22 protein-coding genes and 2 tRNA genes are annotated in these 23090 nt (G+C 70.6%); 18 read left to right on the top strand and 6 right to left on the bottom strand.

The genetic code is table 11. The features are described from left to right. Positions 1-4: 4 nt before the first annotated feature. A complete protein-coding gene (locus tag LQ326_RS23625) occupies positions 5-1075 on the top strand; it encodes an SCO2583 family membrane protein (RefSeq protein ID WP_234539484.1) in 1071 nt (356 codons plus the stop codon). Between the two features lie 14 nt (positions 1076-1089). Here the strand turns inward: LQ326_RS23625 and LQ326_RS23620 are convergent, their stop codons facing one another. Continuing rightward, a complete protein-coding gene (locus LQ326_RS23620; protein WP_234539482.1) occupies positions 1090-2205 on the bottom strand; it encodes a M48 family metallopeptidase in 1116 nt (371 codons plus the stop codon). A 99-nt stretch (positions 2206-2304) separates the two neighbouring features. Between LQ326_RS23620 and LQ326_RS23615 the strand changes: the two genes are divergently transcribed. From LQ326_RS23615 to LQ326_RS23585, 7 genes are all read left to right on the top strand, one after another. Then, entirely contained in the window at positions 2305-2466 is a 162-nt protein-coding gene (locus LQ326_RS23615) for a hypothetical protein (protein ID WP_234539480.1), read from the top strand. Positions 2467-2586: 120 nt separating this feature from the next. Further along, a complete protein-coding gene (locus tag LQ326_RS23610) occupies positions 2587-2742 on the top strand; it encodes a hypothetical protein (protein ID WP_234539545.1) in 156 nt (51 codons plus the stop codon). Positions 2743-2811: 69 nt separating this feature from the next. Further along, positions 2812-3504, top strand: coding sequence for a nicotinate-nucleotide adenylyltransferase (gene nadD, locus LQ326_RS23605; RefSeq protein ID WP_234539478.1), 693 nt, complete (start codon positions 2812-2814; stop codon positions 3502-3504). A 16-nt stretch (positions 3505-3520) separates the two neighbouring features. After that, complete coding sequence (locus tag LQ326_RS23600; protein WP_234539476.1) at positions 3521-5242, top strand: LCP family protein; 1722 nt, start codon at positions 3521-3523, stop codon at positions 5240-5242. Positions 5243-5345: 103 nt separating this feature from the next. Then, on the top strand, positions 5346-5789 hold the full coding sequence (rsfS, locus tag LQ326_RS23595) for a ribosome silencing factor (protein ID WP_234539474.1): 444 nt from the start codon (positions 5346-5348) through the stop codon (positions 5787-5789). Beyond that, on the top strand, positions 5789-6457 hold the full coding sequence (locus LQ326_RS23590; RefSeq protein WP_234539472.1) for a histidine phosphatase family protein: 669 nt from the start codon (positions 5789-5791) through the stop codon (positions 6455-6457). The genes rsfS and LQ326_RS23590 overlap by 1 nt, the downstream gene beginning before the upstream one ends. 112 nt (positions 6458-6569) lie before the next feature. Continuing rightward, a tRNA-Ala gene (locus tag LQ326_RS23585) sits at positions 6570-6642 on the top strand. Positions 6643-6704: 62 nt separating this feature from the next. Here LQ326_RS23585 and LQ326_RS23580 read toward each other — a convergent pair. Next, the gene (locus LQ326_RS23580; RefSeq protein WP_234539471.1) at positions 6705-7646 is read right to left on the bottom strand and encodes a helix-turn-helix transcriptional regulator; all 942 of its coding nucleotides are present in this window, start codon (positions 7644-7646) and stop codon (positions 6705-6707) included. Between the two features lie 94 nt (positions 7647-7740). On the opposite strand from LQ326_RS23580, the gene LQ326_RS23575 reads away from it, so the two are divergent. From LQ326_RS23575 to LQ326_RS23565, 3 genes are all read left to right on the top strand, one after another. Further along, positions 7741-9210: an MFS transporter gene (locus LQ326_RS23575; protein ID WP_268207432.1), complete on the top strand. Its 1470-nt coding sequence runs from the start codon at positions 7741-7743 to the stop codon at positions 9208-9210. 68 nt (positions 9211-9278) lie between these two features. Continuing rightward, positions 9279-9452, top strand: a complete 174-nt coding sequence (locus tag LQ326_RS23570; protein ID WP_107483215.1) for a hypothetical protein — start codon at positions 9279-9281, stop codon at positions 9450-9452. A 3-nt stretch (positions 9453-9455) separates the two neighbouring features. After that, a complete protein-coding gene (locus LQ326_RS23565; RefSeq protein ID WP_006136074.1) occupies positions 9456-9689 on the top strand; it encodes a hypothetical protein in 234 nt (77 codons plus the stop codon). On the opposite strand, the gene LQ326_RS23560 is transcribed toward LQ326_RS23565, so the two are convergent. Further along, positions 9668-10879, bottom strand: a complete 1212-nt coding sequence (locus tag LQ326_RS23560; protein WP_372496932.1) for a glycosyltransferase 87 family protein — start codon at positions 10877-10879, stop codon at positions 9668-9670. The genes LQ326_RS23565 and LQ326_RS23560 overlap by 22 nt on opposite strands. A gap of 113 nt (positions 10880-10992) precedes the next feature. Between LQ326_RS23560 and LQ326_RS23555 the strand changes: the two genes are divergently transcribed. After that, a tRNA-Ala gene (locus LQ326_RS23555) sits at positions 10993-11065 on the top strand. A 155-nt stretch (positions 11066-11220) separates the two neighbouring features. On the opposite strand, the gene LQ326_RS23550 is transcribed toward LQ326_RS23555, so the two are convergent. Both LQ326_RS23550 and LQ326_RS23545 read right to left on the bottom strand, forming a co-directional pair. Next, entirely contained in the window at positions 11221-12834 is a 1614-nt protein-coding gene (locus tag LQ326_RS23550) for an NADH-quinone oxidoreductase subunit NuoF family protein (RefSeq protein WP_234539468.1), read from the bottom strand. Then, positions 12831-14111 (bottom strand): ferric reductase-like transmembrane domain-containing protein, encoded by a 1281-nt coding sequence (locus tag LQ326_RS23545; RefSeq protein ID WP_234539466.1) that lies wholly within the window; start codon positions 14109-14111, stop codon positions 12831-12833. Before LQ326_RS23545 ends, LQ326_RS23550 begins: the two co-directional genes overlap by 4 nt. Positions 14112-14537: 426 nt before the next feature. On the opposite strand from LQ326_RS23545, the gene leuS reads away from it, so the two are divergent. The 5 genes from leuS to LQ326_RS23520 all read left to right on the top strand — a co-directional run bounded on the left by leuS (position 14538) and on the right by LQ326_RS23520 (position 22026). Then, complete coding sequence (gene leuS, locus LQ326_RS23540) at positions 14538-17417, top strand: leucine--tRNA ligase (RefSeq protein WP_234539464.1); 2880 nt, start codon at positions 14538-14540, stop codon at positions 17415-17417. Positions 17418-17570: 153 nt separating this feature from the next. Continuing rightward, positions 17571-18299, top strand: a complete 729-nt coding sequence (locus LQ326_RS23535) for a hypothetical protein (protein ID WP_234539462.1) — start codon at positions 17571-17573, stop codon at positions 18297-18299. Positions 18300-18371: 72 nt separating this feature from the next. Next, positions 18372-19217: a DegV family protein gene (locus LQ326_RS23530; protein ID WP_234539461.1), complete on the top strand. Its 846-nt coding sequence runs from the start codon at positions 18372-18374 to the stop codon at positions 19215-19217. 130 nt (positions 19218-19347) lie between these two features. Next, a complete protein-coding gene (locus LQ326_RS23525; RefSeq protein ID WP_234539459.1) occupies positions 19348-20484 on the top strand; it encodes a ComEA family DNA-binding protein in 1137 nt (378 codons plus the stop codon). A gap of 9 nt (positions 20485-20493) precedes the next feature. Next, complete coding sequence (locus tag LQ326_RS23520) at positions 20494-22026, top strand: recombinase family protein (RefSeq protein WP_234539458.1); 1533 nt, start codon at positions 20494-20496, stop codon at positions 22024-22026. A 60-nt stretch (positions 22027-22086) separates the two neighbouring features. Here LQ326_RS23520 and LQ326_RS23515 read toward each other — a convergent pair whose 3' ends face one another. Then, positions 22087-22662 carry a helix-turn-helix domain-containing protein gene (locus LQ326_RS23515; protein WP_234539457.1) on the bottom strand — a complete coding sequence of 192 codons (576 nt, stop codon included), beginning with the start codon at positions 22660-22662 and terminating at the stop codon, positions 22087-22089. Between the two features lie 100 nt (positions 22663-22762). On the opposite strand from LQ326_RS23515, the gene LQ326_RS23510 reads away from it, so the two are divergent. Continuing rightward, positions 22763-23035, top strand: coding sequence for a helix-turn-helix transcriptional regulator (locus LQ326_RS23510; RefSeq protein ID WP_234539455.1), 273 nt, complete (start codon positions 22763-22765; stop codon positions 23033-23035). Positions 23036-23090 lie beyond the last annotated feature (55 nt).

The following is a 23090-nucleotide window of genomic DNA, read 5'->3' as shown; positions in this document are numbered from 1 at the left end:
AAGTATGGGCGGGCCAGGAGACCCACCTGAGGGGACACCCGAGGGCGGCCCCGTGGGTGGTGAGGACGAGTACCGATCCGTCGTCTTCGACGAATCGTTCGTCCGGGCTGCCCGCCTCCAGGAGTCCTCCGCGCGCGAACGCATGACCGACCACGCCCCCGCCGTACGCCGTCGCCCGCCCCTGCGCCGGGGCCTCACCCGGCAGGCCCTGATCCTCGTCGTGCTGATCCTGGTCGCCTTCGGCACCGCGATCTACATGGGCGTACGCCACCCCTACGGCACCGACGAAGCCCAGCAGCCCGTCGAACCGCTGCGGATGACCGTCATCCCGCTCTCCCCGCAGGGCACGGTGCCCGGCGCCGCCGACGCCGAGACCCTGTTCGCGCACAGCCCCGCCGCGCAGTACGAGGTCGGCGCCGAGGGGATACCGCTGCCGGCCGCGCGGAGCACCGCGCACTTCTCCGACAGCCAGGTGGTCACCGCACTGACCACGGCCAAGGACTACCTCGTCCGCTCCTCGCTCTACCCCGAGGTCCTCGACAGCAGCGAGGTGCGGCCCACGCGGGCGCTGCTCGACCCCGGTCAGCTCGACCAGTTCGACCAGAGCGTCGACCACCCCACGGCGGACGGCCGGCACGCCCTCACCGGATGGCTGGTCCGCTTCGACCCCACCCGCGCCGAACTCGCCGACCCGAAGATCCGTGTCCAGGGCAACCTGACGGCCGCCGAGACCGACCCGGCCACCCTGGAGGTCACCGCCGACCACACCTTCGTCTACGCGCTGCGGCCCACCGGAGCCCCGGCCGGCGCCCAGGTCTCGCTGTTCACCGTCCGCCGTGAGCTGACCTTCCGCTTCGACCGCGACGACCTGCGCCTGCACCAGACCCAGCTGGTCGTCTCCTACGTCCAGGCGGGCCCGCTGTCCTGCGCGGAGGACGCCGCCGACCACCTGCACCCCCTGCTGGCCGGCCAGACGGCCAAGGCGGGCGGCCCGGCGGGCACGGACCCGTTCGCCACGGACAGCGCCACCGCCCTGTGCGGGACGCTGGCCGCGGCGGCCGAGCCGAAGGTCTGACAGCTCCTCGTCGTCTACTCCTCGTCGCCCCGCGGGGGAGTGTCCTGCGGCGGCGTGTCCTTCGGTGACGCGTCCTTCGGTGACGGCGCGCTCGTGAACCCCTCGAAGCCGCGCCTGACCCGGCCGCCCAGTCCGCCCGCCCCGCCCGCGATGTCCGTGACCAGCTTCATCAGCGGGTCCTTGGAGCTCTTCACGTCGTCGGCGTAGCTCGCCGCGGACTCCTTGAACGAGTCGCCGACCGAGGTGTCCTTGTCCTCGGTGCGCCGCGGGTAGTGACCGTCCATGATCCGCTGGTGGTCACGGGACTCGGCCCACTTCTTCAGCTCGGCCGCGCGGACCGTGGTGAAGGGGTGCGAGCGCGGCAGTACGTTGAGGATCTTCAGCACCGAGTCGCGCAGGTCACCGCCCGCCTCGTACTCCTCGGCCTGCTGCAGGAACGCGTCCACGTTCATCTCGTGCAGGTGGTTGCCGCCCGCGATCTTCATCAGTCCGCGCATCGAGGCCCGCACGTCCTGGCCCACCAGCAGACCGGCCCGGTCCGCGGACAGCTCCGACTTGCGGAACCACTCCCGCAGGGCTGTCACGATCGCCAGGATCGCCAGATTCCCCAGCGGTATCCAGGCGACCTTGAGGGCGAGACTGGTCAGGAACAGCAGGATCGTCCGGTACACCGAGTGCCCGGACAGGGCGTGCCCCACCTCGTGGCCGACGACCGCGCGCATCTCCTCCTCGTCGAGCAGTTCCACCAGTCCCGTGGTCACCACGATGAGCGGCTCGTCCAGGCCGATGCACATCGCGTTCGGCTGCGGGTCCTGCGTCACGTACATCGGCGGGACCTTCTCCAGGTCCAGGATGTAACAGGCGTCCCGCAGCATGTCGTTCAGGTGTGCGAACTGCTGGTCGGACACCCGGACCGAGTCGGACAGGAACAGCAGCCTGAGACTCCGCTCCGGAAGGAGCCCGCTGAGCGCCTTGAACACCGCGTCGAAGCCGCTGAGCTTGCGCAGCGCCACCAGCGCCGAACGGTCCGCCGGATGCTCGTACGCACGCGAGGAGATCCCCGGGAACCGCCTGCGCTGCCTGCTCGGCACGCGCTCGTGCCCGTTCTGCTCGTGGCCGTCGTCGGACATGTCATCCCCCAGGTGCGTGAGTGTCCACTGTGTGCCCCCGAAGCAGGGCCCAGCCTAGGCGGCGATACCGTGGACGGGCAGTACAGCCGAAGGAGTCTCATGGAGCACCACCCCCCGGCCGCCTGGCTCGACCAGGCCGCGAGCGCCGCCCAGCACCAGGGCTCGGGCGATCTGCTCCGGGTCGTCATCGTCGTCATGTTCGTCGGCTGCGCACTGACCGCCTGGTTCCTGCTGCGCGGGTACAAACAGAAGGACGACTGAGCCGCCGGGATCGTTCCGGACGTCGGTCCAACGGAGGAGTCGGGGTGATCGCCGCCGGGCCGCCCGCATACGATGGGCCGACATCTTTATCCCGTCCACACGCGATAGGTCCTGCCGCAGATGATGAATCTTCACAGCGCCGCTGCCCAGATGGTCACCCTCGCCGCCGAGGGCGGCAACCACAACAGCCTCAACCCGGCCGTCACCGGCGGCAGCGCCCTCGTCATCCTGCTGCTCCTGCTGTGGATCACCACCCGCTTCAACCGCGACCGCTGAGCCGGACGCCGAGCCCGGCACCGGTCCTCCGGGCGGGGCCCGCGGGCCGGGCCGGTAGGGTCTGCACGCATGGGAGAGCAGGACATGCCTACCGGTCCGGTGCATGATGAAGCCGACTACGCCGGCCACACGGTGACGACCCCCCGGTACACGCCGGCGGGCCCCGCGCACACCGGCAAACGCCGCCTCGGCGTCATGGGCGGAACGTTCGACCCGATCCACCACGGTCACCTCGTGGCGGCCAGCGAGGTCGCCGCACAGTTCCACCTCGACGAGGTGGTGTTCGTGCCCACCGGGCAGCCGTGGCAGAAGACCGCCCGCGCCGTCTCGCCGGCCGAGGACCGCTACCTGATGACGGTCATCGCGACCGCGGAGAACCCGCAGTTCTCCGTCAGCCGTATCGACATCGACCGCGGCGGCCCCACCTACACCGTCGACACCCTGCGCGATCTGCGGGCGCTCAACCCCGACACCGACCTGTACTTCATCACCGGCGCCGACGCGCTCGGCCAGATCCTCACCTGGCGGGACTCGGAGGAACTCTTCTCCCTGGCCCACTTCATCGGCTGCACCCGGCCCGGTCACCATCTGACCGACCGCGGTCTCCCCGAGGGCGGCGTGTCGCTGGTGGAGGTTCCCGCGCTCGCCATCTCCTCCACAGACTGCCGTGCGAGAGTCGCCAAAGGCGACCCCATCTGGTACATGGTGCCCGACGGAGTCGTGCGCTACATCGACAAGCGCGAGCTGTACCGCGGCGAGTGAGCCGAGAGGGGCACCGGTGAACGACCGATACGACGCGGGCTACGGAAACGACCAGTACGTACTCGTCGGCTACGACGAGTACGGACAGCCGGTGTACCGCCAGATCCCGGCTCAACAGCAGCAGACCTACGACCCCTACGCGGGCCAGCAGCGCCAAGGTCAGGGCCAGGGGCAAGGCCAGGGGCAGGGCTACGGTTACGACCCGTACGCCGGCGCCGCCCAGCAGGCCGCGCCGTCCTACGACACGGGACAGCAGCCCCCCGTCTACGACACCGGGCAGCAGCCGGCCACGCCCGCGTACGACCCGTACGGCACCGGCGGCCACGCCGCCTACGACCCCTACGGGCAGGCGGCCACCAGCGGCCGGCAGCCCCGGGTCGCCGAACAGACCGCGCACATCCCGCAGCAGGCCGGACCCGCCGACCAGTTTGCCGCTCCCCGGCCGGACGACGACGAACGGGACTACCACACCGGCCAGTTCGCGTTCGTCGAACAGCCCGACGGTGACTCCGAGGACGTCATCGACTGGCTGAACTTCACCGAGAACCGCACCGAGCGCCGCGAGGAGGCCAAGCGCCGCGCCCGCAGCCGCGTGATCGCCATGGTCGTCGTCCTCGCCCTGGTGGCCGTCGGCGGTGTCGGCTACCTGTGGTACGCCGGAAAACTCCCCGGTCTGCACTCCTCCGGCACCAAGGCCGGCACGACGACCTCCGCGGCCGCCCAGAAACGCGACGTGATCGTCGTCCACCTGCACAACACCGGCGGTGGCGGCACCTCGACCGTGCTCCTCGTGGACAACACCACCACCAAGCAGGGCAGCACCGTCCTGCTGCCCAACTCCCTCGCCCTCACCGACGACGACGGCACCACCACGACCCTCGCCAAGTCCGTCGACGACGACGGCTCCTCCGGCACCCGCGACCAGCTCGACACCGTCCTCGGCACCAGCATCGAGGGCACCTGGCGACTCGACACCCCCTACCTGCAGAACCTCGTCGAACTCGTCGGCAACATCGACATCGACACCAACGCCGACGTCCCCGACCCGGACGCCAAGAAGAAGGGCGAGGAGCTTCTCGTCCACCAGGGCAAGGACCAGACCCTCGGAGGCAAGGCCGCCGTCGCCTACGCCACCTACCGCGCCCCCGGCGAGGCCCAGAACGCCCAGCTGGAGCGGTTCGGGCAGGTCATGCAGGGCGTGCTGCGTAAGATGTCCTCCGACGCCTCCGCCGCGACGACCACCGTGCAGACCCTCGCCCAGATCCTCGACCCGTCCCTGACCGACAGCGACCTCGGCACGTTCCTCGCCAAGCTCGCCGACCTCGCCAAGGACGGCGACTACAAGACCGCCCTGCTGCCCGTGCAGAGCGACGGCACGCTCAGCGCCGAGACCAGCTCCAGCGTCGTCAAGGACATCCTCGGCGGCACCGCCAAGAGCCCCTCGGCGGGCTCCGCGGTCCGCGTCTCCGTCCAGAACGCCACCGGCGTCAAGGACGACACCGAGAAGGCCCGTGTGGTCCTCGTCAACGGCGGCTACACCTTCCTGGAAGGCGGCACGGCCTCCGGCACCCAGGCCCGCTCCAAGGTGCTGTACTCCGACGCCGCCGACAAGCAGAACGCCACCGAGGTCGCCAAGACCCTCGGCCTCGGCACCGGCGCCGTCCAGAAGGGCACGGTCGGCTCGGGCGCCGACGTCTCGGTCGTCCTCGGCCAGGACTACAAGCCGTCCTCCTCCTGAGCGGCAGGCCGTCGCACCCCACGTGACGCGGTAATCGCGTGGGGTGCGCCCGGCGGTCCGTGAGACCCTTGAGGGCAAACGACCGCCGAGGGAAAGCCACGCAGTGACCGCAACCGACCGTTCCATCGAGCTCATCACCGCCGCCGCCCAGGCGGCCGCCGACAAGCTCGCCCACGACGTCATCGCCTACGACGTCAGCGACGTCCTGTCGATCACGGACGCCTTCCTGCTGGCCTCCGCGCCCAACGACCGCCAGGTCAAGTCGATCGTCGACGAGATCGAGGAACGCCTGCAGAAGGAACTCGGCGCCAAGCCGGTGCGCCGCGAGGGCGACCGTGAGTCCCGCTGGATCCTGCTCGACTACGTCGACATCGTCGTCCACGTCCAGCACAGCGAGGAGCGCGTCTTCTACGCCCTGGAGCGGCTGTGGAAGGACTGCCCCGAGATCGAACTGCCGGCCGACGCCAAGGCCACCCGCGGCAAGGCTGCGGAGCACGCCAGGCTGCAGGCCGCCGAGGACACCGGCGAGCCGGGCGGGGAGTGGTGATGAGTGCCACGGGCGAGGTGACCGACCGCCGGGGCCGCGGTCGCCGCATCATCCTGTGGCGGCACGGCCAGACCGCCTGGAACGTGGAGCGCCGCTTCCAGGGCTCCACCGACGTCGAGCTCACCGAGACCGGCATCGGCCAGGCCCGCCGTGCGGCCCGTCTGCTCGCCTCCCTGGGCCCCGACGCGATCGTCTCCTCCGACCTGCGGCGGGCCGTCGACACGGCCGCCCAGCTCGCCGCCCTCACCTCCCTCGACGTGACCCGCGACGAGGGACTGCGGGAGACCTACGCGGGCGTGTGGCAGGGCCTCACCCACGAGGAGATCATCGCCCGCCACGGCGACGAGTACGCCGCCTGGAAACGTGGCGAGCCGGTCCGCCGCGGCGGCGGCGAACTGGAGACCGAGGTCGCCGACCGGGCCGCCCCCGTCGTGCTCCGGCACGCCGAGAAACTCCCCGAGGACGGCACCCTCGTGATCGTCAGCCACGGCGGCACCATCCGCACCACCATCGGCCGCCTCCTGGGCCTGGAGTCCCGGCACTGGGAGAGCCTCGGCGGCCTCACCAACTGCTGCTGGTCCGTGCTCGGCGAAGGCGCCCGCGGCTGGCGGCTCCTGGAACACAACGCCGGCACCCTCCCGGAGCCCGTCCTCGGCGACGACGACTGAGGGTCCGCCGACCCACCTGACCTCGCCGGGATCCGGATTTCACTTTCCGGCAGGTCGCAGGCTAAAGTTCTTCTTGTTCACCCCGCCGAGCGGAAAGACGGGAAGAACGCAAGGGGCTATAGCTCAGTTGGTAGAGCGCCTGCATGGCATGCAGGAGGTCAGGAGTTCAATTCTCCTTAGCTCCACAGATCGGCACTCAGCACACTGTCGAGTTGTCGAAGATCGGTGAGTGAGAATCCCGTCCTCTTCAGAGGGCGGGATTTCCTGCGTTCCACTCCCGGATGATCTCGGTCGCCTTCTCCTCCGTCACCGGCCACAGCCGCTGCCTGCGCTTGCGCAGCAACGCCGTCCGCTCCCGCGACTCTTCGTCCTCCGGGGTGTAGACCACGATCCGCGCCTCCGGCATCCCGTCGATCGACAGCGACTGAGACCTCATCCGCAGCTCACCCACCGCCTCATGACGGAACGTCTTCACCCTCGGCCCCGGCTGCACCACCGCCCCGTTCGTCCACAACCGGGCGAAGTACCCGCTGGCCTGGGACAGCGCCCGTATGAAGTCCTCCCAGGCCGGCTCACCGACATGCCTGCCGTAGGAGGACCGCAGGGTCGCCACCATCATCGGCAGTTCACACTCCCGCTGCACCACCGGGCAGGCCTCTTCCGGGACCGTGAACAGCGTCCACAGCACGTTCGGCACGCCGATCCGCACCGTCTCCGGCACCAGGAACAGATCCTGGTAGGCGGCGTTGGTGGCCAGCACGTCGTAACGCGAGGTGTACACCACCGCCATCAGCGGGTCGAGCGCGTCGAGGATGCCCTGCACCTCCGCGCCGACCGACCGGGACAGCCCTTCCGGCACCGGGGCGAACGGCACCTCCGCCAGCCGGTACAGATGCTCCCGCTCCGGCGGGTCCAGCCTCAGCGTCCGCGCCACCGCGTCCAGCACCTGCGCCGACGCGTTGATCGGCCGGCCCTGCTCCAGCCACGTGTACCAGGTCACACCCACGCCCGAGAGCTGGGCGACCTCCTCCCGGCGCAGCCCTGGTGTGCGCCGCCGCAGCCCCGGCGGCATCCCGACGTCCGCCGGCTGCACCCGGGCCCGCCTGCTGCGCAGGAACGCGGCCAGCTCCGGCCTGCGGCGGTGTGCTGTCGTCGCCATCGTCACGCCCCCCGTCGTCACGTCTTCCATCGTGGGCGCAGCGCCCGCCCGCTGCCAGGTGCTGCCAGTACCAGCATCGGCGGGCTCTCGGCACCCTTACCGGGCCGCCACCACGCTCGGACGCATGACGACCACATCCCGGACGGGCCCGGGTCCCGCACCCGCTCCGGCCCCTGCCAGAAGTGAAACACCCGGCACTGACAACCGGCCCCGGCTGCTCCTCGCGGCCGTCCTCGCGGCCCTCTTCATGGCCGTGCTGGACGTCTTCATCGTGAACGTCGCGGCCCCCACCATGGGTTCCCAACTCCACGCCTCCGGCGCCGACTTGCAGTTGGTCGTGGCCGGCTACGCCATCACCTACTCGGTGCTGCTGATCACCGGCGCCCGGCTCGGCGACCGGTTCGGCCACGGCCGGGCCCACCTCGCCGGCCTCGCCCTGTTCACCACCGCGTCGCTCGCCTGCGGGCTGGCCCAGGGCGCCACCGAGCTGATCGTGTTCCGGCTGGTGCAGGGCGCCGGATCGGCGGTGATGATCCCGCAGGTCCTCAGCATCATCCAGCGCGCCTTCACCGGCGAGGCCCGCGTCCGGGCGCTCGGCGCCTACTCGGCGGTCCTCGCGGTCGGCGCCGCGGCCGGGCAGGTCGTCGGCGGTTTCCTGGTCAGCGCCGACCTGTTCGGCACCGGCTGGCGGCCGGTCTTCCTCGTCAACGTGCCCGTCGGCGCCGCACTCCTCGTCCTTGGCCGGCGCGTCCTGCCGCTCGGCGCGGGATCCGGTCCCGAGCGGGCCCGCGGCCTGGACCTGCCCGGCCTGGTCCTGCTGGGCGCCGCCGTGTCGCTGCTGACGGTTCCGCTGGTGCTCGGCCAGGAGGAGGACTGGCCGCTGTGGTCCTGGCTGTCCCTGGCCGCCGCCGTGCTCCTGTTCACACTGTTCTGCGGCTACGAGTCGAGGCTGGCCCACCGCGGGGGCGCCCCGATCGTCGCGCCCCGGGTGCTGCGCCATCCCGGGATGGGCCTGGCCGTCCTGCGCATCCTCGCCGCCATGGCCGTCAACGCCGGATTCCTCTTCACCCTCACCCTGCACGTCCAGAGCGGCCTCGGCTACAGCGCGCTGCGCGCCGGCCTCACCTTCGTGCCGACCGCCGTCGCCTTCGGGGCGGTCGCCCTCACCTGGCGCAGGTGGCCGGGCTCCTGGCAGCGGGCGCTGACCCCGGCCGGGTTCGTCCTCACCGCACTGGGCGTGGCCGGTGTCGGGCTGGCCTTCCACGGGGGCGGCGACGGAGGCGCGCAGCTCTATGTGGCGTACGCCGGAGTGGGCGCGGGGCTCGCGCTCGCGTTCAGCCCCACGCTCACCGGCGCGCTCGCAACCGTGCGCCCCGAGGACGCGGCGGACGCCAGCGGACTCCTCGCGACCGTCACCCAGCTGGGCCAGCTCATGGGCGTCGCCGCGTTCGGCACACTGTTCTTGAACCGGCTTGAGTCAGTTGGGGGCCCGCAGGCGTATACCTCTGCGGAGGCGCTGTCAGCCTGTGCATGGGCGCTCGCCGCGACGGCGGCAGCGGGGGCCGTGTCCGGACTGGTACTGAGGCGTCGCTGACCGTATTGGTCCGGCCGTGGCAGAATCAAACGGCCGGAAGGGGGCGCGGCCCGACGGGAGGAGTAGCGATGCCTGCGAGCATCCTTGAGGAGGGCGGCCACCTCCTCGGTGCGGCGTTGATACGGGACACGATCACCCGGCTGCTCTGCCCTTCCTGCGGTTCCGTGCATGTCGCCCAAGTGCTGGGCGACAACGGCGGGATCTCCTACGTGTGCACGGCCTGCGGCCACAGCTGGAGCTGATCGATGGGTGCACACAGGCGGAAATGCGACTGGTGCGGGAGCGGTACCCCGATTGTCCGCGACATGGAGCCGATCAATCCCGACTACCAGTACTGGTGCGAGGAATGCGCGCGGGCGCTGATCATAAAAGGCGACCCGATCGAGACCTACCGTGAGCTGGAGGGCGAGCCGATCTACGGCCGGCTCCTCGAAGAGCACTGCACGCTCAAGCGGTTCTATTCGTTCGTCACGGCCTGAACGGGGCCCGGCTTCGGCAACGATGTCCGGGCGAGCACGAGGAACAGCAGCCCGGTGACGGTGTAGAGGCCCGACAGCGTCAAGGCGACCGCGTCCTGGCGCAGTTCGGGCCGTCCGGGTCCGTGCGGCACCCACCACAGGGCGTACGAGCAGAAGACGAGCACCGTGGCCGCGGCCGCCGTCCGCTGCCCGTGCGTCCACAGCAGCAGCACCACCGGCACGCACCACACCCAGTGGTGCGACCAGGAGACCGGGCTGACCAGCAGCGCGGTCACCGCGCAGACGGCCACCGCCCAGGCCCGCCGGCCCCGCAACTCCGCCGTCACCGCCAGCGCGAGCCCCAGGAGGGCCGTCAGGGCCGCCGCGGCGCCCCAGACGGTTCCCGGCTCGGAAGTGTGCAGCAAACGCGCCAGAACGCCACGCAGGGCCTGATTCGCGGTCTCCTCGGCCCGCCCCACCCGCCCCGTCCGGAACACCATCCCGGTCCAGAACCGCCACGAGTCGTACGGCAGGACTGCCGCCGCCAGCAGGGTCGCCGCCGTGAAGGCGGCCGCCGCCCCGCGCGCGTGCCGCAGCCACGGACCCCCGTCCCGTCCTGTGAGGCGCGCGGTCAGGCCCGTGGCGAGCAGGAACACCGCGAACAGGGCGGGTGTCAGCTTGACCGCGGCCGCGAGCCCCATGCCCACCCCCGCCCAGCGGCCCGGGTGTTCGGGGGGACGACGTGACAGATCCCACAGCACCAGTACGGCCAGCAGCAGATTGACCTGCCCGTAGCGCACGGTCGTCCACACGGGCTCGCACCAGACCGCCGCCGCCGCGACCCACAGGACGCGCTCCACGCGCGCGTGACCGACGAGCCGGGCGGACAGCCCCACGAACACCAGCAGCAGGGCGAGGTTCCCCGCCGTCGCCAGCAAGCGCATGCCCGTGACGTCCAGCAGCGTCAGCGGGGTGAACAGCAGCGCCGCGAACGGGGGGTAGGTGGACGGCAGGTGAGCCGACGTCGTACGCAGCGCGTAGAGATCGCCGCCCGCGCGGACGGTCGCCCCCTCCGCCCGGTAGACCATCAGGTCGATCATCGACACGTGCGCGGCCCGCTGGGCCAGCCAGAACACCGTGAACGACAGGAGACACGCCCCCAGGGCCACCGGCACCCGGCGCCGGGTCTCGGAGAACGCGATCACGGTCACGGAGTCCGACACTAGCGCCCGTATCCGCATAGAACGGAAACGATTTGGTGGTGCACCCCGTCCACCGTGTAATGTTGGCGTCGCCGCCAGGGAAACCGGGCGGAACGAAACACGGGGCTATAGCTCAGTTGGTAGAGCGCCTGCATGGCATGCAGGAGGTCAGGAGTTCAATTCTCCTTAGCTCCACAGAAGTCGAAGGCGGACCGTCCGAACGGATGGTCCGCCTTCGTGTTGTTCCGGAAACATTCGGAAACCCGGTCCGCGGGAACCTGCCTCCCCATGGGGTCGCGCGCGTGGGGCGGGCCACCCCGGCAGGGTGAGCCCGCCCCACGCGCGTGCGGTCAGCGTCCCAGTGCCCGGCGGCCGCGGCCCTGCGAGAGAACCGGCAGGTTCTTGGCCGGCGCCTGCGAGCGCGTGTCCTCCTCCAGGCGCAGGGCGAGCGCCGGGCAGCGGCGCACCGCGCGCAGCGCCTTGGCCTCCGCGAACCGGGGCACCTTCGCCTGCGCGACCGTCGGGAAACCGTCCGCGCCCAGCTCGAAGACCTCCGGAAGGATGTCCGCGCACAGGCCGTGGCCACGGCACAGCGTCCAGTCGACATAGATCTTCTGGCGGCTGCCGCCACCGTTGTCCTCGGGCTCTCCGCCGCCCGGAATGCCCGTAGGCATCTTGCCGTCCTCGAAGAGCGGCAGAACGCCCTCGACGGGCCGTCCGCAGCCGTTTCCGAGAACGTGCGCGGCCAGGTCGTCGGTGAACGCCTTGATCGTCGACTCGAGGAACATCGCGGAACCGTCCGGGTGCGAGCACGCGCCACGCCGCTTCACGTTCTTCGCGACCTGCTTGAGCGCCTCCAGGGCGGCCGGTCCGCCGCCGTTGAGGATGTCCTCCATACCGCGCGCGGCCGCCGGCAGACCCAGGTAGCAGGGACCGCACTGTCCCGCGCTCTCCTCCGCGAGCCACTGGGCGACCCGCAGCGACTCGCCCAGCGGGCAGGTCTCCTGCGTGATCGGCAGGATGGCGCCGGCGCCCAGTGCGCCGCCCACCGCGTCCAGCGAGTTACGGGAGACGATCGCCTCGTTGACCGTGGCCGCGTCGATCCATTTGCCGTGATAACCGCCGGTCAGCACCCCCTGCGGCACCGGCGGGGCACCGGCCAGCTGCAGGACGTAACGCAGCGGCACGCCCGTGGGCACCTCGATCACCATGGGCCGGGCGACCGCGCCGGAGACCGTCAGCATGACGGTGCCCGGCTCGTCGTACAGGCCGGTGTTGCCGTAACGCTCCGGACCGATCCGGGCGGCGATCGCCAGCTGCGCGAACGTCTCCGCGTTCGACAGCAGCGTGGGCGCGCCGCCGACACCGTTCTGTGAGGCACTGGTCTTGCGGCCGGGCGGGATCGCGGGGCCGCCGTCGATCGAGCGGATCAGCGACGCGGCGGCGCCGGTGACCATGCGGATCGGGTTGCGCTGGACGAACGCCTTCAGTGCCGAACGCCGGCCGTTGCTCAGACCGCGCTCGGCGAGCGCCTGCTCCATGGAGCGCTGCGTGGACTCCCGGGTGACCCCCACCACGAGCGTGCGGGCACCCAGCGCCTCGGCGCACAGCAGCGCACCGTCCAGGATCAGATGCGGGGCACGGTTGATCAGCACCGTGTCCTTGCGGCAGGCCGGCTCGTCCTCACTGCCGTTGACGACGACGACCGGCCGTACACCGCGCTTGATCGCCGCCTCGGCGACCGAGCGCAGCTTCTTGTGGAAGGGGAAGCCCGCGCCGCCGCGGCCCTTCAGGTTGATGCGTTCGGAGAGCTGCGCGAGCTGCTCCCCGCCCAAGGGCTCAAGCGGGCCGTGCACCTTGAGGTGCATGGGCAGATCGAGTCTTTCGACAAGGTCGAAGCCTGACGTGAGCTGTGGAAGGCCGACCACGCGGACTTCTGGTACGTCGGGCAGGGCCTCGTTCACCTATAGCCTCCGGAAGGCGTGTTCCAAGGTTCGCCCGAACCCGGGGCGTCGAAGGACGCGCCGGGCGCTGGTTCGTTGGCGGGACCGCTGTTGTATGTGTCATTCGAGTTGTACGTCCCGTACCGGGCGTTCGTCTCACTCGTGTCGTACACATCACGTCCGGTCGTGCCGGCGGCGCCCGGATTGCCATAGGCCGGGATGTTGTATCCGGTGTCCCGGAGCGGGTCGTACGCCGACGGCGGCGCCTCGCCGACCGGGGGCGGAGACGGGATCGGCCAGCTGCCCGAGGTGCTGGACGGGCCGTCCACGCGCTCCATGCGCGCGGTCTGACCTGCCGCGAACGGCGACTGGGGCTGTCCGGGCGTGTTGGTGGCCCGGTAGGCGGCCGCGAAGCCGGAGGCCGGCTCGGGGCCGGGGGCGGCGGAGGGGAACAGCGGGTTCGACTGCGTGGACGCGGTCTCGGCGCGCGACGGCCTGGGCTCGCGCTCGCGCGGGGCCTCGTAGCCGGGCAGCCCGGACTCGCCGACTCGGGCACGGCTCGCGTCGAGATCGTTCAGGCGGGAGCGCTCCGAGTCACCGAGGAGTGTGACGAGCCGGTCGGCGAAGCGGCGCTTGAACGGGCGAGGCGCGGCGCGCAGGGCGAGGGCGGCCATGATTCCGGCCAGGCACAGCTCGTACGACACCATGAAGAACGTCTTCGCCGGCCGGCCCGCGAAGAGGCCGTGAAGCAGGGCGAAGCACAGGGCCGGGTAGGCGAGCATGTGCATCGCACGCCAGCGGGCGGCCACCACGGCGGGGGCGGCGAACTGGTTGCGCAGCGCGCCGGTGATACCCACGAAAATCATGAGGTAGGCGGCCAGGGAGCCCATGCCGACGAGGCTGGCGCTGCCCGGGTTCGCACCGCCGCTTCCAGTGACCAGCCAGCCGAAGGGGATCAGGGCGGCGATCCAGTCGGCGTGGTCCAGTGCGATCTTCACCCCGATGTGCACGAGGAGGAACGCGATCGAGGCCACCGCGGTGACCCGGTGGATGGCCTGGGCCACGATCCGCTGGCGGATGTTGAGGAGGATGCGGTCCTGGGCCACCAGGCCCCAGATGCACGAGCAGGTCAGGCAGACGAGCGCCAGGACGCCCGCACCGAAGTTCAGGAACTGCTGCAGCCAGTCGCCTCCTGCCAGGACGACGATGGGTATCAGCAGCAGGACGACAGCGGACGCCACCCCGTAGGCCGAACGGCCTGGTTTGGGGAGCGAGCTGTTACTACGACGAGGGTTCATGGGGGCAACTCCGAGCAGTTCGGGAAAGCGGTCCCGGTGCCGCAGCCTAAGTGGCGCCATACCGATCAGTACGAGGTTTGAGTTATTGCGTTGTTATCAAAAGGCGGTGCGTCCCTTGTGATGTCCCTTAGCGGACGTTACGCGAAGTAATTTTTGAACCTGGTTCAACTCTCGTCCCGATGGTCGCCTCAGACGCACGTGTCATCCAGTGATACGCAAGCCCGTCGCAGGTTGCTCAAGCCCTGCGGTACTCTGACGCCATGCGTGCCGTACGCCTTCTGCTTAGCGGGCCGCGCTGATCAGTCCCGACCGCCGGACGAAACGGTTGGTCGGCATCGGCGCGGCGTCCCCTCCTGTGTGAGGGGATTTTTCGTTTCTAGAAGTTCGCAGCCGCAGGCAGAGACGACCGATGGAGCTTTGAGGATCATGAGCGAGACGAACCCAGCTGCCGCCGCCACGTCGGCGGAGGCCGCGCCGCACCGCTACACGGCCGCCCTGGCGGCCGAGGTCGAGGCACGCTGGCAGGACTTCTGGGACGCCGACGGCACCTACGCGGCGCCCAACCCCACGGGCGAGCTGGCCGGCGACCCCGAGCTGGTCGCCCGGCCCAAAAAGTTCATCATGGACATGTTCCCGTATCCGTCCGGTGCGGGCCTGCATGTCGGCCACCCTCTGGGCTACATCGCCACCGACGTCTTCGCCCGCTTCCAGCGGATGACCGGCCACAACGTCCTGCACACCCTGGGCTTCGACGCCTTCGGCCTGCCCGCCGAGCAGTACGCCGTGCAGACCGGCACGCACCCGCGCGTGTCCACCGAGGCCAACATCGAGAACATGAAGGTCCAGCTGCGCCGGCTGGGCCTGGGCCACGACAAGCGCCGGTCGTTCGCCACGATCGACCCGGACTACTACAAGTGGACCCAGTGGATCTTCCTGCAGATCTTCAACTCCTGGTACGACGACGAGGCCGGGAAGGCCCGCCCGATCTCCCAGCTGATCGCCCAGTTCGAGTCCGGTGAGCGTGCCGTACCGGGCCACACGCGCGCGTGGAACCAGCTGACCGCCACCGAGCGTGCCGACGTCCTGGGTGAGTTCCGCCTGGCCTACGCCTCCGACGCGCCGGTCAACTGGTGCCCCGGTCTGGGCACCGTTCTGGCCAACGAGGAGGTCACCGCCGACGGCCGTTCCGAGCGCGGCAACTTCCCCGTCTTCAAGGCCAAGCTGCGCCAGTGGAACATGCGCATCACCGCCTACGCCGACCGGCTGCTGGACGATCTGAACGAGCTGGACTGGCCCGAGGCGATCAAGCTGCAGCAGCGCAACTGGATCGGCCGCAGCGAGGGCGCCCGCGTCGACTTCCCCATCGACGGCGAGCAGATCACCGTCTTCACCACCCGCCCCGACACCCTGTTCGGCGCGACCTACATGGTGCTGGCCCCCGAGCACCCGCTGGTCGACCGGTTCGTCCCGGAGGCCTGGCCCGAGGCCACCCACAACGTGTGGACCGGCGGCCACGCAACCCCCGCCGAGGCCGTGGCCGCCTACCGCGCGCAGGCCGGCGCCAAGTCCGACGTGGAGCGGCAGGCCGAGGCCAAGGACAAGACCGGTGTGTTCACCGGCGCCTACGCGACCAACCCGGTCAACGGTGCCAAGATCCCCGTGTTCATCGCCGACTACGTGCTGATGGGCTACGGAACCGGCGCGATCATGGCCGTACCGGCCGGTGACCAGCGCGACTTCGAATTCGCGCGCGCCTTCGAGCTGCCGATCGTCTGCATCGTCGAGCCGACCGACGGCCGCGGCACCGACACGTCGACGTGGGAGGACGCCTTCGCCTCCTTCGACGCGAAGATCATCAACTCCTCCAACGACGACATCAAGCTGGACGGCCTGCCGGTCGCCGAGGCCAAGGCCCGCATCACCGAGTGGCTGGCCCGCAAGGGCATCGGCGAGGGCACTGTCAACTTCCGGCTGCGTGACTGGCTGTTCAGCCGCCAGCGCTACTGGGGCGAGCCCTTCCCCATCGTCTATGACGAGGACGGCGTCGCCCACGCGCTGCCCGAGTCGATGCTGCCGCTGGAACTGCCGGAGGTCGAGGACTACTCGCCGCGCACCTTCGACCCGGAGGACGCCGACACCCAGCCCGAGACGCCGCTGTCGCGCAACGAGGACTGGGTCAACGTGACCCTGGACCTGGGCGACGGGCCGAAGAAGTACCGCCGCGAGACCAACACCATGCCCAACTGGGCCGGTTCCTGCTGGTACGAGCTGCGCTACCTGGACCCGCACAACAGCGAGCAACTGGTCGACCCGCAGATCGAGCAGTACTGGATGGGCCCGCGCGAGGGCATGCCGCACGGCGGTGTCGACCTGTACGTCGGCGGCGCCGAGCACGCCGTGCTGCACCTGCTGTACGCCCGTTTCTGGTCGAAGGTCCTGTACGACCTGGGACACGTCTCGTCCGCCGAGCCGTTCCACAAGCTGTTCAACCAGGGCATGATCCAGGCCTACGTCTACCGCGACGGCCGCGGCTTCCCGGTTCCCGCCGCCGAGGTCGAGGAGCGGGACGGCGCCTACTACCACCAGGGCGAGAAGGTCACCCGCCTGCTGGGCAAGATGGGCAAGTCCCTGAAGAACGCGGTGACTCCGGACGAGATCTGCGCCGAGTACGGTGCCGACACGCTGCGCCTGTACGAGATGGCGATGGGCCCGCTGGACGTCTCCCGGCCGTGGGACACGCGCGCGGTCGTCGGTCAGTTCCGGCTGCTGCAGCGGCTGTGGCGCAACATCGTCGACGAGGCGACCGGTGAGGTCACCGTCACGGACGCCGATGCGGACGACGAGACGCTGCGCGCCCTGCACAAGGCGATCGACGGCGTCCGCCAGGACCTGGAGGGCCTGCGCTTCAACACCGCCATCGCCAAGGTCACCGAGCTGAACAACCACCTGACGAAGGCGGGCGGCGCGGTGCCGCGAGCGGTGGCCGAGCCGCTGGTGCTGATGATCGCACCGCTGGCCCCGCACATCGCCGAGGAGCTGTGGCACAAGCTGGGCCACACCGACTCGGTCGTGCACCGGGACTTCCCGGTCGCCGACCCGAACTACGTCGTTGACGAGACCGTGACCTGCGTCGTCCAGATCAAGGGCAAGGTCAAGGCCCGCCTGGAAGTGCCGCCGGCCATCTCCGAGGAAGAGCTGGAGAAGGCGGCGCTGGCCGATGAAGCGGTCGTCAAGGCGCTGGGCGGCGCCGGGATCCGCAAGGTGATCGTCCGCGCGCCGAAACTGGTGAACATCGTCACGGCGTGACACCGCAGGCCACCTCCGGGTGGTCCCCTACGGGCAGGTTCGGGGTTTTTCTGGAACTCCGGGCCTGCCCTTTGCGTTTACCGTTGAGGGGCACGCTCACCCACGTCGCCGTGCCCGAGACGGCCGGGGTGGTGGGCAGCGAGGAGGAGCACCGTGGAAGCAGTGATCGCCGTATTCGCCGTGCTCTTCCTGCTCTTCGTCGCCGGTGGGGCCTACGTCACCTTGAGGGCGGTCGGCGCCGCCAAACGCGGGGTGGACCGTACGATCAGCCAGGCCCGGCGGACGGTCGAGGAGCACACGCTGCGCGCCAAGTCCATGATCCAGATCGGCCCGGCGGGCGAGATCGCCCAGCTCCGGCTCACCCTGCGCACCTCGATACGGGCGACCCAGGACGCGCTGCACGCGGGCGTCGCCGAGGACGAGTCGCTGAAGGAGTCCCTCGGTCTGTTCCAGCGCCTCAGTGCGCACGGGCACGAACTGGACGGCGAACTCAGGCGCCTGGAGTCAGAACCGGACCGGGCCACGCTCGTCACACGCCTGCCCGAGTTGCGCCGCCGTACCGAGCGCATCACCGAGTCCTCGGACGCGCTGCGCTGGGCTGCACGCGACCGGGCCCGCCGCTTCGCCGACGACGATCTGGACACCCTGAGCACGCAGATCGGCGTCGAGGCGGACGCCCTGCGGCACTGGACCCGACCGGATCCGGCCGCACAGACCCCGCCGTGGCCCGAGGCCGCCGACGGCCTTGGCGACTCCCAGACCTGGCCCGGGCGACCGCACTCCGCCTCGGCCGAGGAGCCGGCGCGGCCCGCCATCACCCCGACCGGCCGGCCTCGGGCGTACCCCTGGCAGAAGAAGCCCCGGCCGGAGAGCACCACTTGACCCGGCCGGTCCCGGTCCGGGCGGCCGGGGGCGGGCTGCCGTGTCCGGGCTACGCCAGGTAACCTCCAGCTCATGTCCTGCCATGTCGCGATCGTCACCGATTCAACGGCCTACCTGCCGCCGCGGACGGTGGAGCGCCACGGCATCACCGCGGTGCCGCTGACCGTGGTCCTCGGCGACCGGGCGCTCGAAGAGGGCACCGAGATCTCGACCCGTTCCCTGGCCCAGGCTTTGCAGAAGCGGCGTCCCGTCACCACGTCCCGGCCCAGCCCGGAGGTGTTCGCCGAGACCTACCGCAGGGTAGCCGGGGCCGGAGCCACCGGCATCGTCTCGCTCCACCTGTCGGCCGAACTGTCGGGCACCTACGACGCGGCGGTCCTCGCCGCCCGTGAGGCACCCGTCCCGGTGCGGGTGGTGGACACCGGGATGGTCGCGATGGCCCTCGGGTTCTGCGCGCTCGCGGCGGCCGAGGCCGCCGAGGCGGGCGGCACGGTCGACGAGGCCGTCGCGGCGGCCGAGAAGCGGGCCGCCGGTACCTCCGCGTACTTCTACGTCGACACCCTCGACTATCTGCGCCGCGGTGGCCGCATCGGCACCGCCCAGGCCCTGCTGGGCTCCGCGCTCGCCGTGAAGCCCCTGCTCCAGCTGGACGGCGGCCGGATCGAACTCCTGGAGAAGGTACGGACGGCGTCCCGGGCCATCGCCCGCCTTGAGGAGCTCACCGCCGAGCGTGCGGGCGGCGCCGAGGTGGACATCGCCGTGCACCATCTCGCCGCCCCCGACCGTGCCGCGGCCCTCGCCGACCGACTGCGGGCGCGGCTGCCCGGACTTCTCGACCTGCATGTGAGCGAGGTCGGCGCGGTCATCGGGGCACACACGGGTCCCGGGCTGCTAGGGGCGGTCGTCTCACTGCGGTGACCTGTGGATCCCGCGGCGCGGGCCTCGGCATATCACCCGTGCGGGTGGCGGAGTTATCCACAACCCGGCCGCGGTCCACGGAAACCGAGCAAGATCATCGCGGATCGGCGCGAAGCCCGATCCTCATCGCATGGCACTTCGATCACGCTCACACGAGACACATGCGACCAGCGGTCCGGGCCGGGGCTTCGCCTCCGACGGCCGCACCCGGCACCGGCGGTCCCCGGTCCGGGCCCGTGTCGGCCCTCGCCGCCGCCCCGCCCCGGCCGACGAACTGCGCCGCCGGGCGGAACTCCTCTTCGGTGAACGAGCCGTCGTCAGGCCGGTGCCCGGGCAAGGGCCGCCCACCGCGGACACGGTGACCGGCACCGGGGCGGCGACCGGCCTGACCGCGGCCACGACCGCGGTGCGCACGGCCACGGCCGGAGTACGCACCGCCGCGGCGGCACTGTCCACGGCGGCGGCCGTGATGTCGTCGGCCCGGGCGCCGGCAGGCGAGGCCACGGCGCGGCGCGAGCCGGCGCTGCCCGGTCTGCGAGCCCGGGTCGGGCTCGCCGTACGGGAACGGATGCCCGTGTGGCTGCAGACACGCTGTGGGCTGGAACGCCGCGGCGCGGTCGCCCTCGGGGTGGTCCTCGTCGTGGCCACGGCGCTGGCCGTGCAGCACTTCTGGACGGGCCGGACCGAGTCCGTGAGCGCACCGGAGGTGGTGCGCGCGCAGCCGCCGTACGAGAAGGGCGGGGAGCGGGCCCCAGCCGCCGGAGCAGCCGGCGGAACCGGTGTCGCCGCGGCGCCCGATGCGTTCGGCGGGACCGGCGTGACCGGGGGGTTCGGTGGCACCGGCCGGTCGGGTGGGGAGATTGTGGTGGATGTCACCGGGAAGGTCCGCGATCCGGGGGTCCACACGCTGCCGGCCGGGTCCCGGGTGACCGACGCGCTGCGGGCGGCGGGCGGGGTACGGCCTGGCACGGACACCGACGGACTGAACCGGGCCCGGTACCTGACGGACGGCGAACAGATCGTCGTCGGGGGCCCCGCCCCGCCGGCCGCACCCGGCCGGGGCGTGGGCGGTGCCGCGACGGGAGCGGGCCCGTCCGCCTCGGTCTCCCTGAACACCGCGACCGTGGAGCAGCTCGACGCCCTGCCCGGCGTCGGCCCGGTACTGGCCCAGCACATCGTCGACTTCCGTACCCAGCACGCCGGGTTCCGTTCGGTCGACGAACTCCGCCAGGTCAAGGGCATCGGTGATCCGAGATGTCAATGCTAATCTATGGACATGACTCCAAGTCGTGCTGTGCTGCTGCTGCGGATCTCCTACCGCAAGCCTGAGGACGAGGCCGAAGAGCCCCAGGACGAGAAGGCGCGTCGGCGCGCCGAGTTCTCCAAGGGCATCGGCCGACAGGAAGAGGACGGCCGTGCGCTCGCCGCGCGCCTCGGCTGGAATGTCGTGGCCGTGATCCCCGAGGACGACACGTCCGCCTTCAAGCGACGCAAGATCAAACTCCCGGACGGGACCACGGCCCTACGTACCGTGCGGCCCGGGTTCCGGCGCGCGCTCGACGGCCTGGCGTCGGGGGAGTTCGACGGCCTGATCGCCGACGACCTCGACCGCGTGGCCCGCGACCCGCGCGACCTTGAAGACCTCATCGACGTGGTGGAGTCCCGCCGGCCGCGGATCCCCGTCGAATCGGTCACCGGCTCGCTGCGCCTGAACAACGACGCGGACGTCACCATGGCCCGCGTCATGGTCGCCGTGGCCAACAAGTCCTCCCGCGACACCTCGCGCCGTGTCGCCCGCAAGCACGAGGAGTTGGCCGCCGAGGGAAAGCGCGGCGGCGGCGGGTTCCGTGGCTACGGCTACACCGTCACCGGCGAACCGATCGAAGCCGAGTGGAAGATCCTGAACGAGATCGGCGACCGGATTATGGGGGAGTGGGACGGCTGGACCGCTGAGCAGCGGGCGAAGATAGACCCCGAGCTGGGCGAGACCGACAACTCCATCGCCGACGACTTGCAGCGCCGGAAGGTACCCACCGTCACCGGCGCTCCGTGGTACGGCCGGACGATCGCGTCGATCATCAGCAAGCCCTCCATCGCAGGCCTGCGCGCCCACAAGGGCGAGATCGTCGGCCCTGCTGTGTGGCCCGCGGCGATCCCGCGTGAACGCTGGGAGCAGATCATGGAGCGCCGTGCGATGCGCACCAGCCGTGACGTGGACCTGAGCCTTCAGCGCTGGCTCACCAGCGTGCTGGTCTGCTCGCTGTGCGGACATCGGCTCAGTGGCAGCCACGGCAACGGCGGACCGCGGTACTGGTGCGACCGCAAGGGTGGCGGCTGCGGAAAGATCGCCGTGAAGGCGTCGTTCGTCGAGGACGAGGTTGAGCGCCAGGTCCTCGATCTCCTGGCCATGCCGCGGATCCTGGAGCAGCTGCGCACCGCAGCCGACACCGAGGTCACCGACGACGCGCGCAGGGAACTCGCCGAGGACGAGGCGCAGCTGAAGGAGCTGGCCGGCGCCTACGCTCGCCGCGAGGTGACGTTCATCGAGTACAAGGAGGCCCGCGGCATCATCGAGGCCCGGGTGAAGGAGTCTCGGGCGCTGCTGCATTCGCGGGCGCCGATGGTGCTCCGGCGTCTGCTGGCCGGTGATGTGGTGGCGGGCTGGAAGGGGCTGGTGCCGACGGACAGGCGGGAGGTCGTGCGCTCGCTGCTGCCCGGGTATGAGGTGCGTCCGCATGACCGGAGCGACGGGAACAAGTTCAACCCGGGCCGCCTGGTGCCGATGGACTGGCCGGAGTCAAAGGCCTGACGGTCATATAGAAAGGGCCCTGCACCAGCACCAGCATGGTGCGGGGCCCTTGCGTGTTGGTCAGGATTCTTTTTCCGGCCCGAAGCGCTGCACTTCTCGCCCATCATCCGCCCGCAGCACAAGCTGTCCATCCTCAACGGAGAACGTGCCCGACTGGCCAGCGAGTGCGTTCCGGTCCGACGTCTCCCGCAGAACTGCGTTGTACATCTTCCGGATCGGGTCGCGGTCCCACTCTGGCCTTGAGTCGAGCCGGAAACGCAGCACCTGGCCGTACTTGTCTCGCTCCGTTGTCGCGTGCGGCTTATCGCCGTCTGCCCACTGCCACGCGTCGGCCGCAGTGAGGGAGACCTGGTCAGTAAGGTCGACCTTCTCTGTGCCGTCACCGTCGGTCGGCAGCAGAAGGGCATTGACGTTGACGCGCAGCGCGAAGGCGAGCGCCACCAGGTCGTCTGCGTCGATGCGGCGGGTGCCGGCCTCAAGGCGGGAGATACCCAGCGGGGGGATGGGCCTACCCAGAGCCGCTACGCGATCGGACAGCTCTTTCTTGCTCATGCCGCGGGCCTCGCGGACACGGGCGATGGCGTGCCGTAGGCGTTCGCCGGTCGGGCCCAATGGGTTCTTCTTGTCCTCGGTCACGGCCACAGGTTCGCATCAAAATGATTCCCTGGCAATCCCGCTTGATCCCTCGATAACTCGGCGCTACTCTTTGATGTGTCGACGTATCAAAATGATGCGCATGGCGATCGAAGGGATAGTCATGTTTCCGAGGCTCACACTCGCTCCGCCCTCACAGGGCGCGCTGAGAGTCGACCCGGCCGACGAACTACTCACTCCGGCGCAGGTCAGCACCTGGGCGAAGCTGACGCTCAAGGCCTTGGCCAACGCGCGGTGCCGCGGAACTGGGCCTGCCTTCGTGAAGCTCGGCGACGGGCCGAGCGCGCCGGTCCGGTACCGCCGCAGCGACGTCGAAGCGTGGATCACCGAGGGCCGCAGCGGGAGCGCCGCGTAATGGCCGGACAGGTGACCACGGCCGGCCGCCCCAGAACCCTCGCAGATCTTTACGC

The sequence above is a fragment of the Streptomyces shenzhenensis genome, from assembly GCF_021462265.1.
GTDB lineage: Bacteria > Actinomycetota > Actinomycetes > Streptomycetales > Streptomycetaceae > Streptomyces > Streptomyces shenzhenensis.
Note: the sequence above shows the minus strand (reverse complement) of the source record. Positions and strands in the feature narration are given on the sequence as shown.

Coding starts and splice junctions, on each gene's coding strand:
- LQ326_RS23575 (WP_268207432.1), top strand. CDS start 7,741: ATGACGACCACATCCCGGACGGGCCCGGGTCCCGCACCCGCTCCGGCC.
- LQ326_RS23545 (WP_234539466.1), bottom strand. CDS start 14,111: ATGAACCCTCGTCGTAGTAACAGCTCGCTCCCCAAACCAGGCCGTTCG.
- LQ326_RS23590 (WP_234539472.1), top strand. CDS start 5,789: ATGAGTGCCACGGGCGAGGTGACCGACCGCCGGGGCCGCGGTCGCCGC.
- LQ326_RS23570 (WP_107483215.1), top strand. CDS start 9,279: ATGCCTGCGAGCATCCTTGAGGAGGGCGGCCACCTCCTCGGTGCGGCG.
- LQ326_RS23625 (WP_234539484.1), top strand. CDS start 5: ATGGGCGGGCCAGGAGACCCACCTGAGGGGACACCCGAGGGCGGCCCC.
- LQ326_RS23580 (WP_234539471.1), bottom strand. CDS start 7,646: ATGGAAGACGTGACGACGGGGGGCGTGACGATGGCGACGACAGCACAC.
- LQ326_RS23620 (WP_234539482.1), bottom strand. CDS start 2,205: ATGTCCGACGACGGCCACGAGCAGAACGGGCACGAGCGCGTGCCGAGC.
- LQ326_RS23530 (WP_234539461.1), top strand. CDS start 18,372: ATGTCCTGCCATGTCGCGATCGTCACCGATTCAACGGCCTACCTGCCG.
- LQ326_RS23525 (WP_234539459.1), top strand. CDS start 19,348: ATGGCACTTCGATCACGCTCACACGAGACACATGCGACCAGCGGTCCG.
- leuS (WP_234539464.1), top strand. CDS start 14,538: ATGAGCGAGACGAACCCAGCTGCCGCCGCCACGTCGGCGGAGGCCGCG.
- LQ326_RS23565 (WP_006136074.1), top strand. CDS start 9,456: ATGGGTGCACACAGGCGGAAATGCGACTGGTGCGGGAGCGGTACCCCG.
- LQ326_RS23610 (WP_234539545.1), top strand. CDS start 2,587: ATGATGAATCTTCACAGCGCCGCTGCCCAGATGGTCACCCTCGCCGCC.
- nadD (WP_234539478.1), top strand. CDS start 2,812: ATGGGAGAGCAGGACATGCCTACCGGTCCGGTGCATGATGAAGCCGAC.
- LQ326_RS23520 (WP_234539458.1), top strand. CDS start 20,494: ATGACTCCAAGTCGTGCTGTGCTGCTGCTGCGGATCTCCTACCGCAAG.
- LQ326_RS23510 (WP_234539455.1), top strand. CDS start 22,763: ATGGCGATCGAAGGGATAGTCATGTTTCCGAGGCTCACACTCGCTCCG.
- LQ326_RS23615 (WP_234539480.1), top strand. CDS start 2,305: ATGGAGCACCACCCCCCGGCCGCCTGGCTCGACCAGGCCGCGAGCGCC.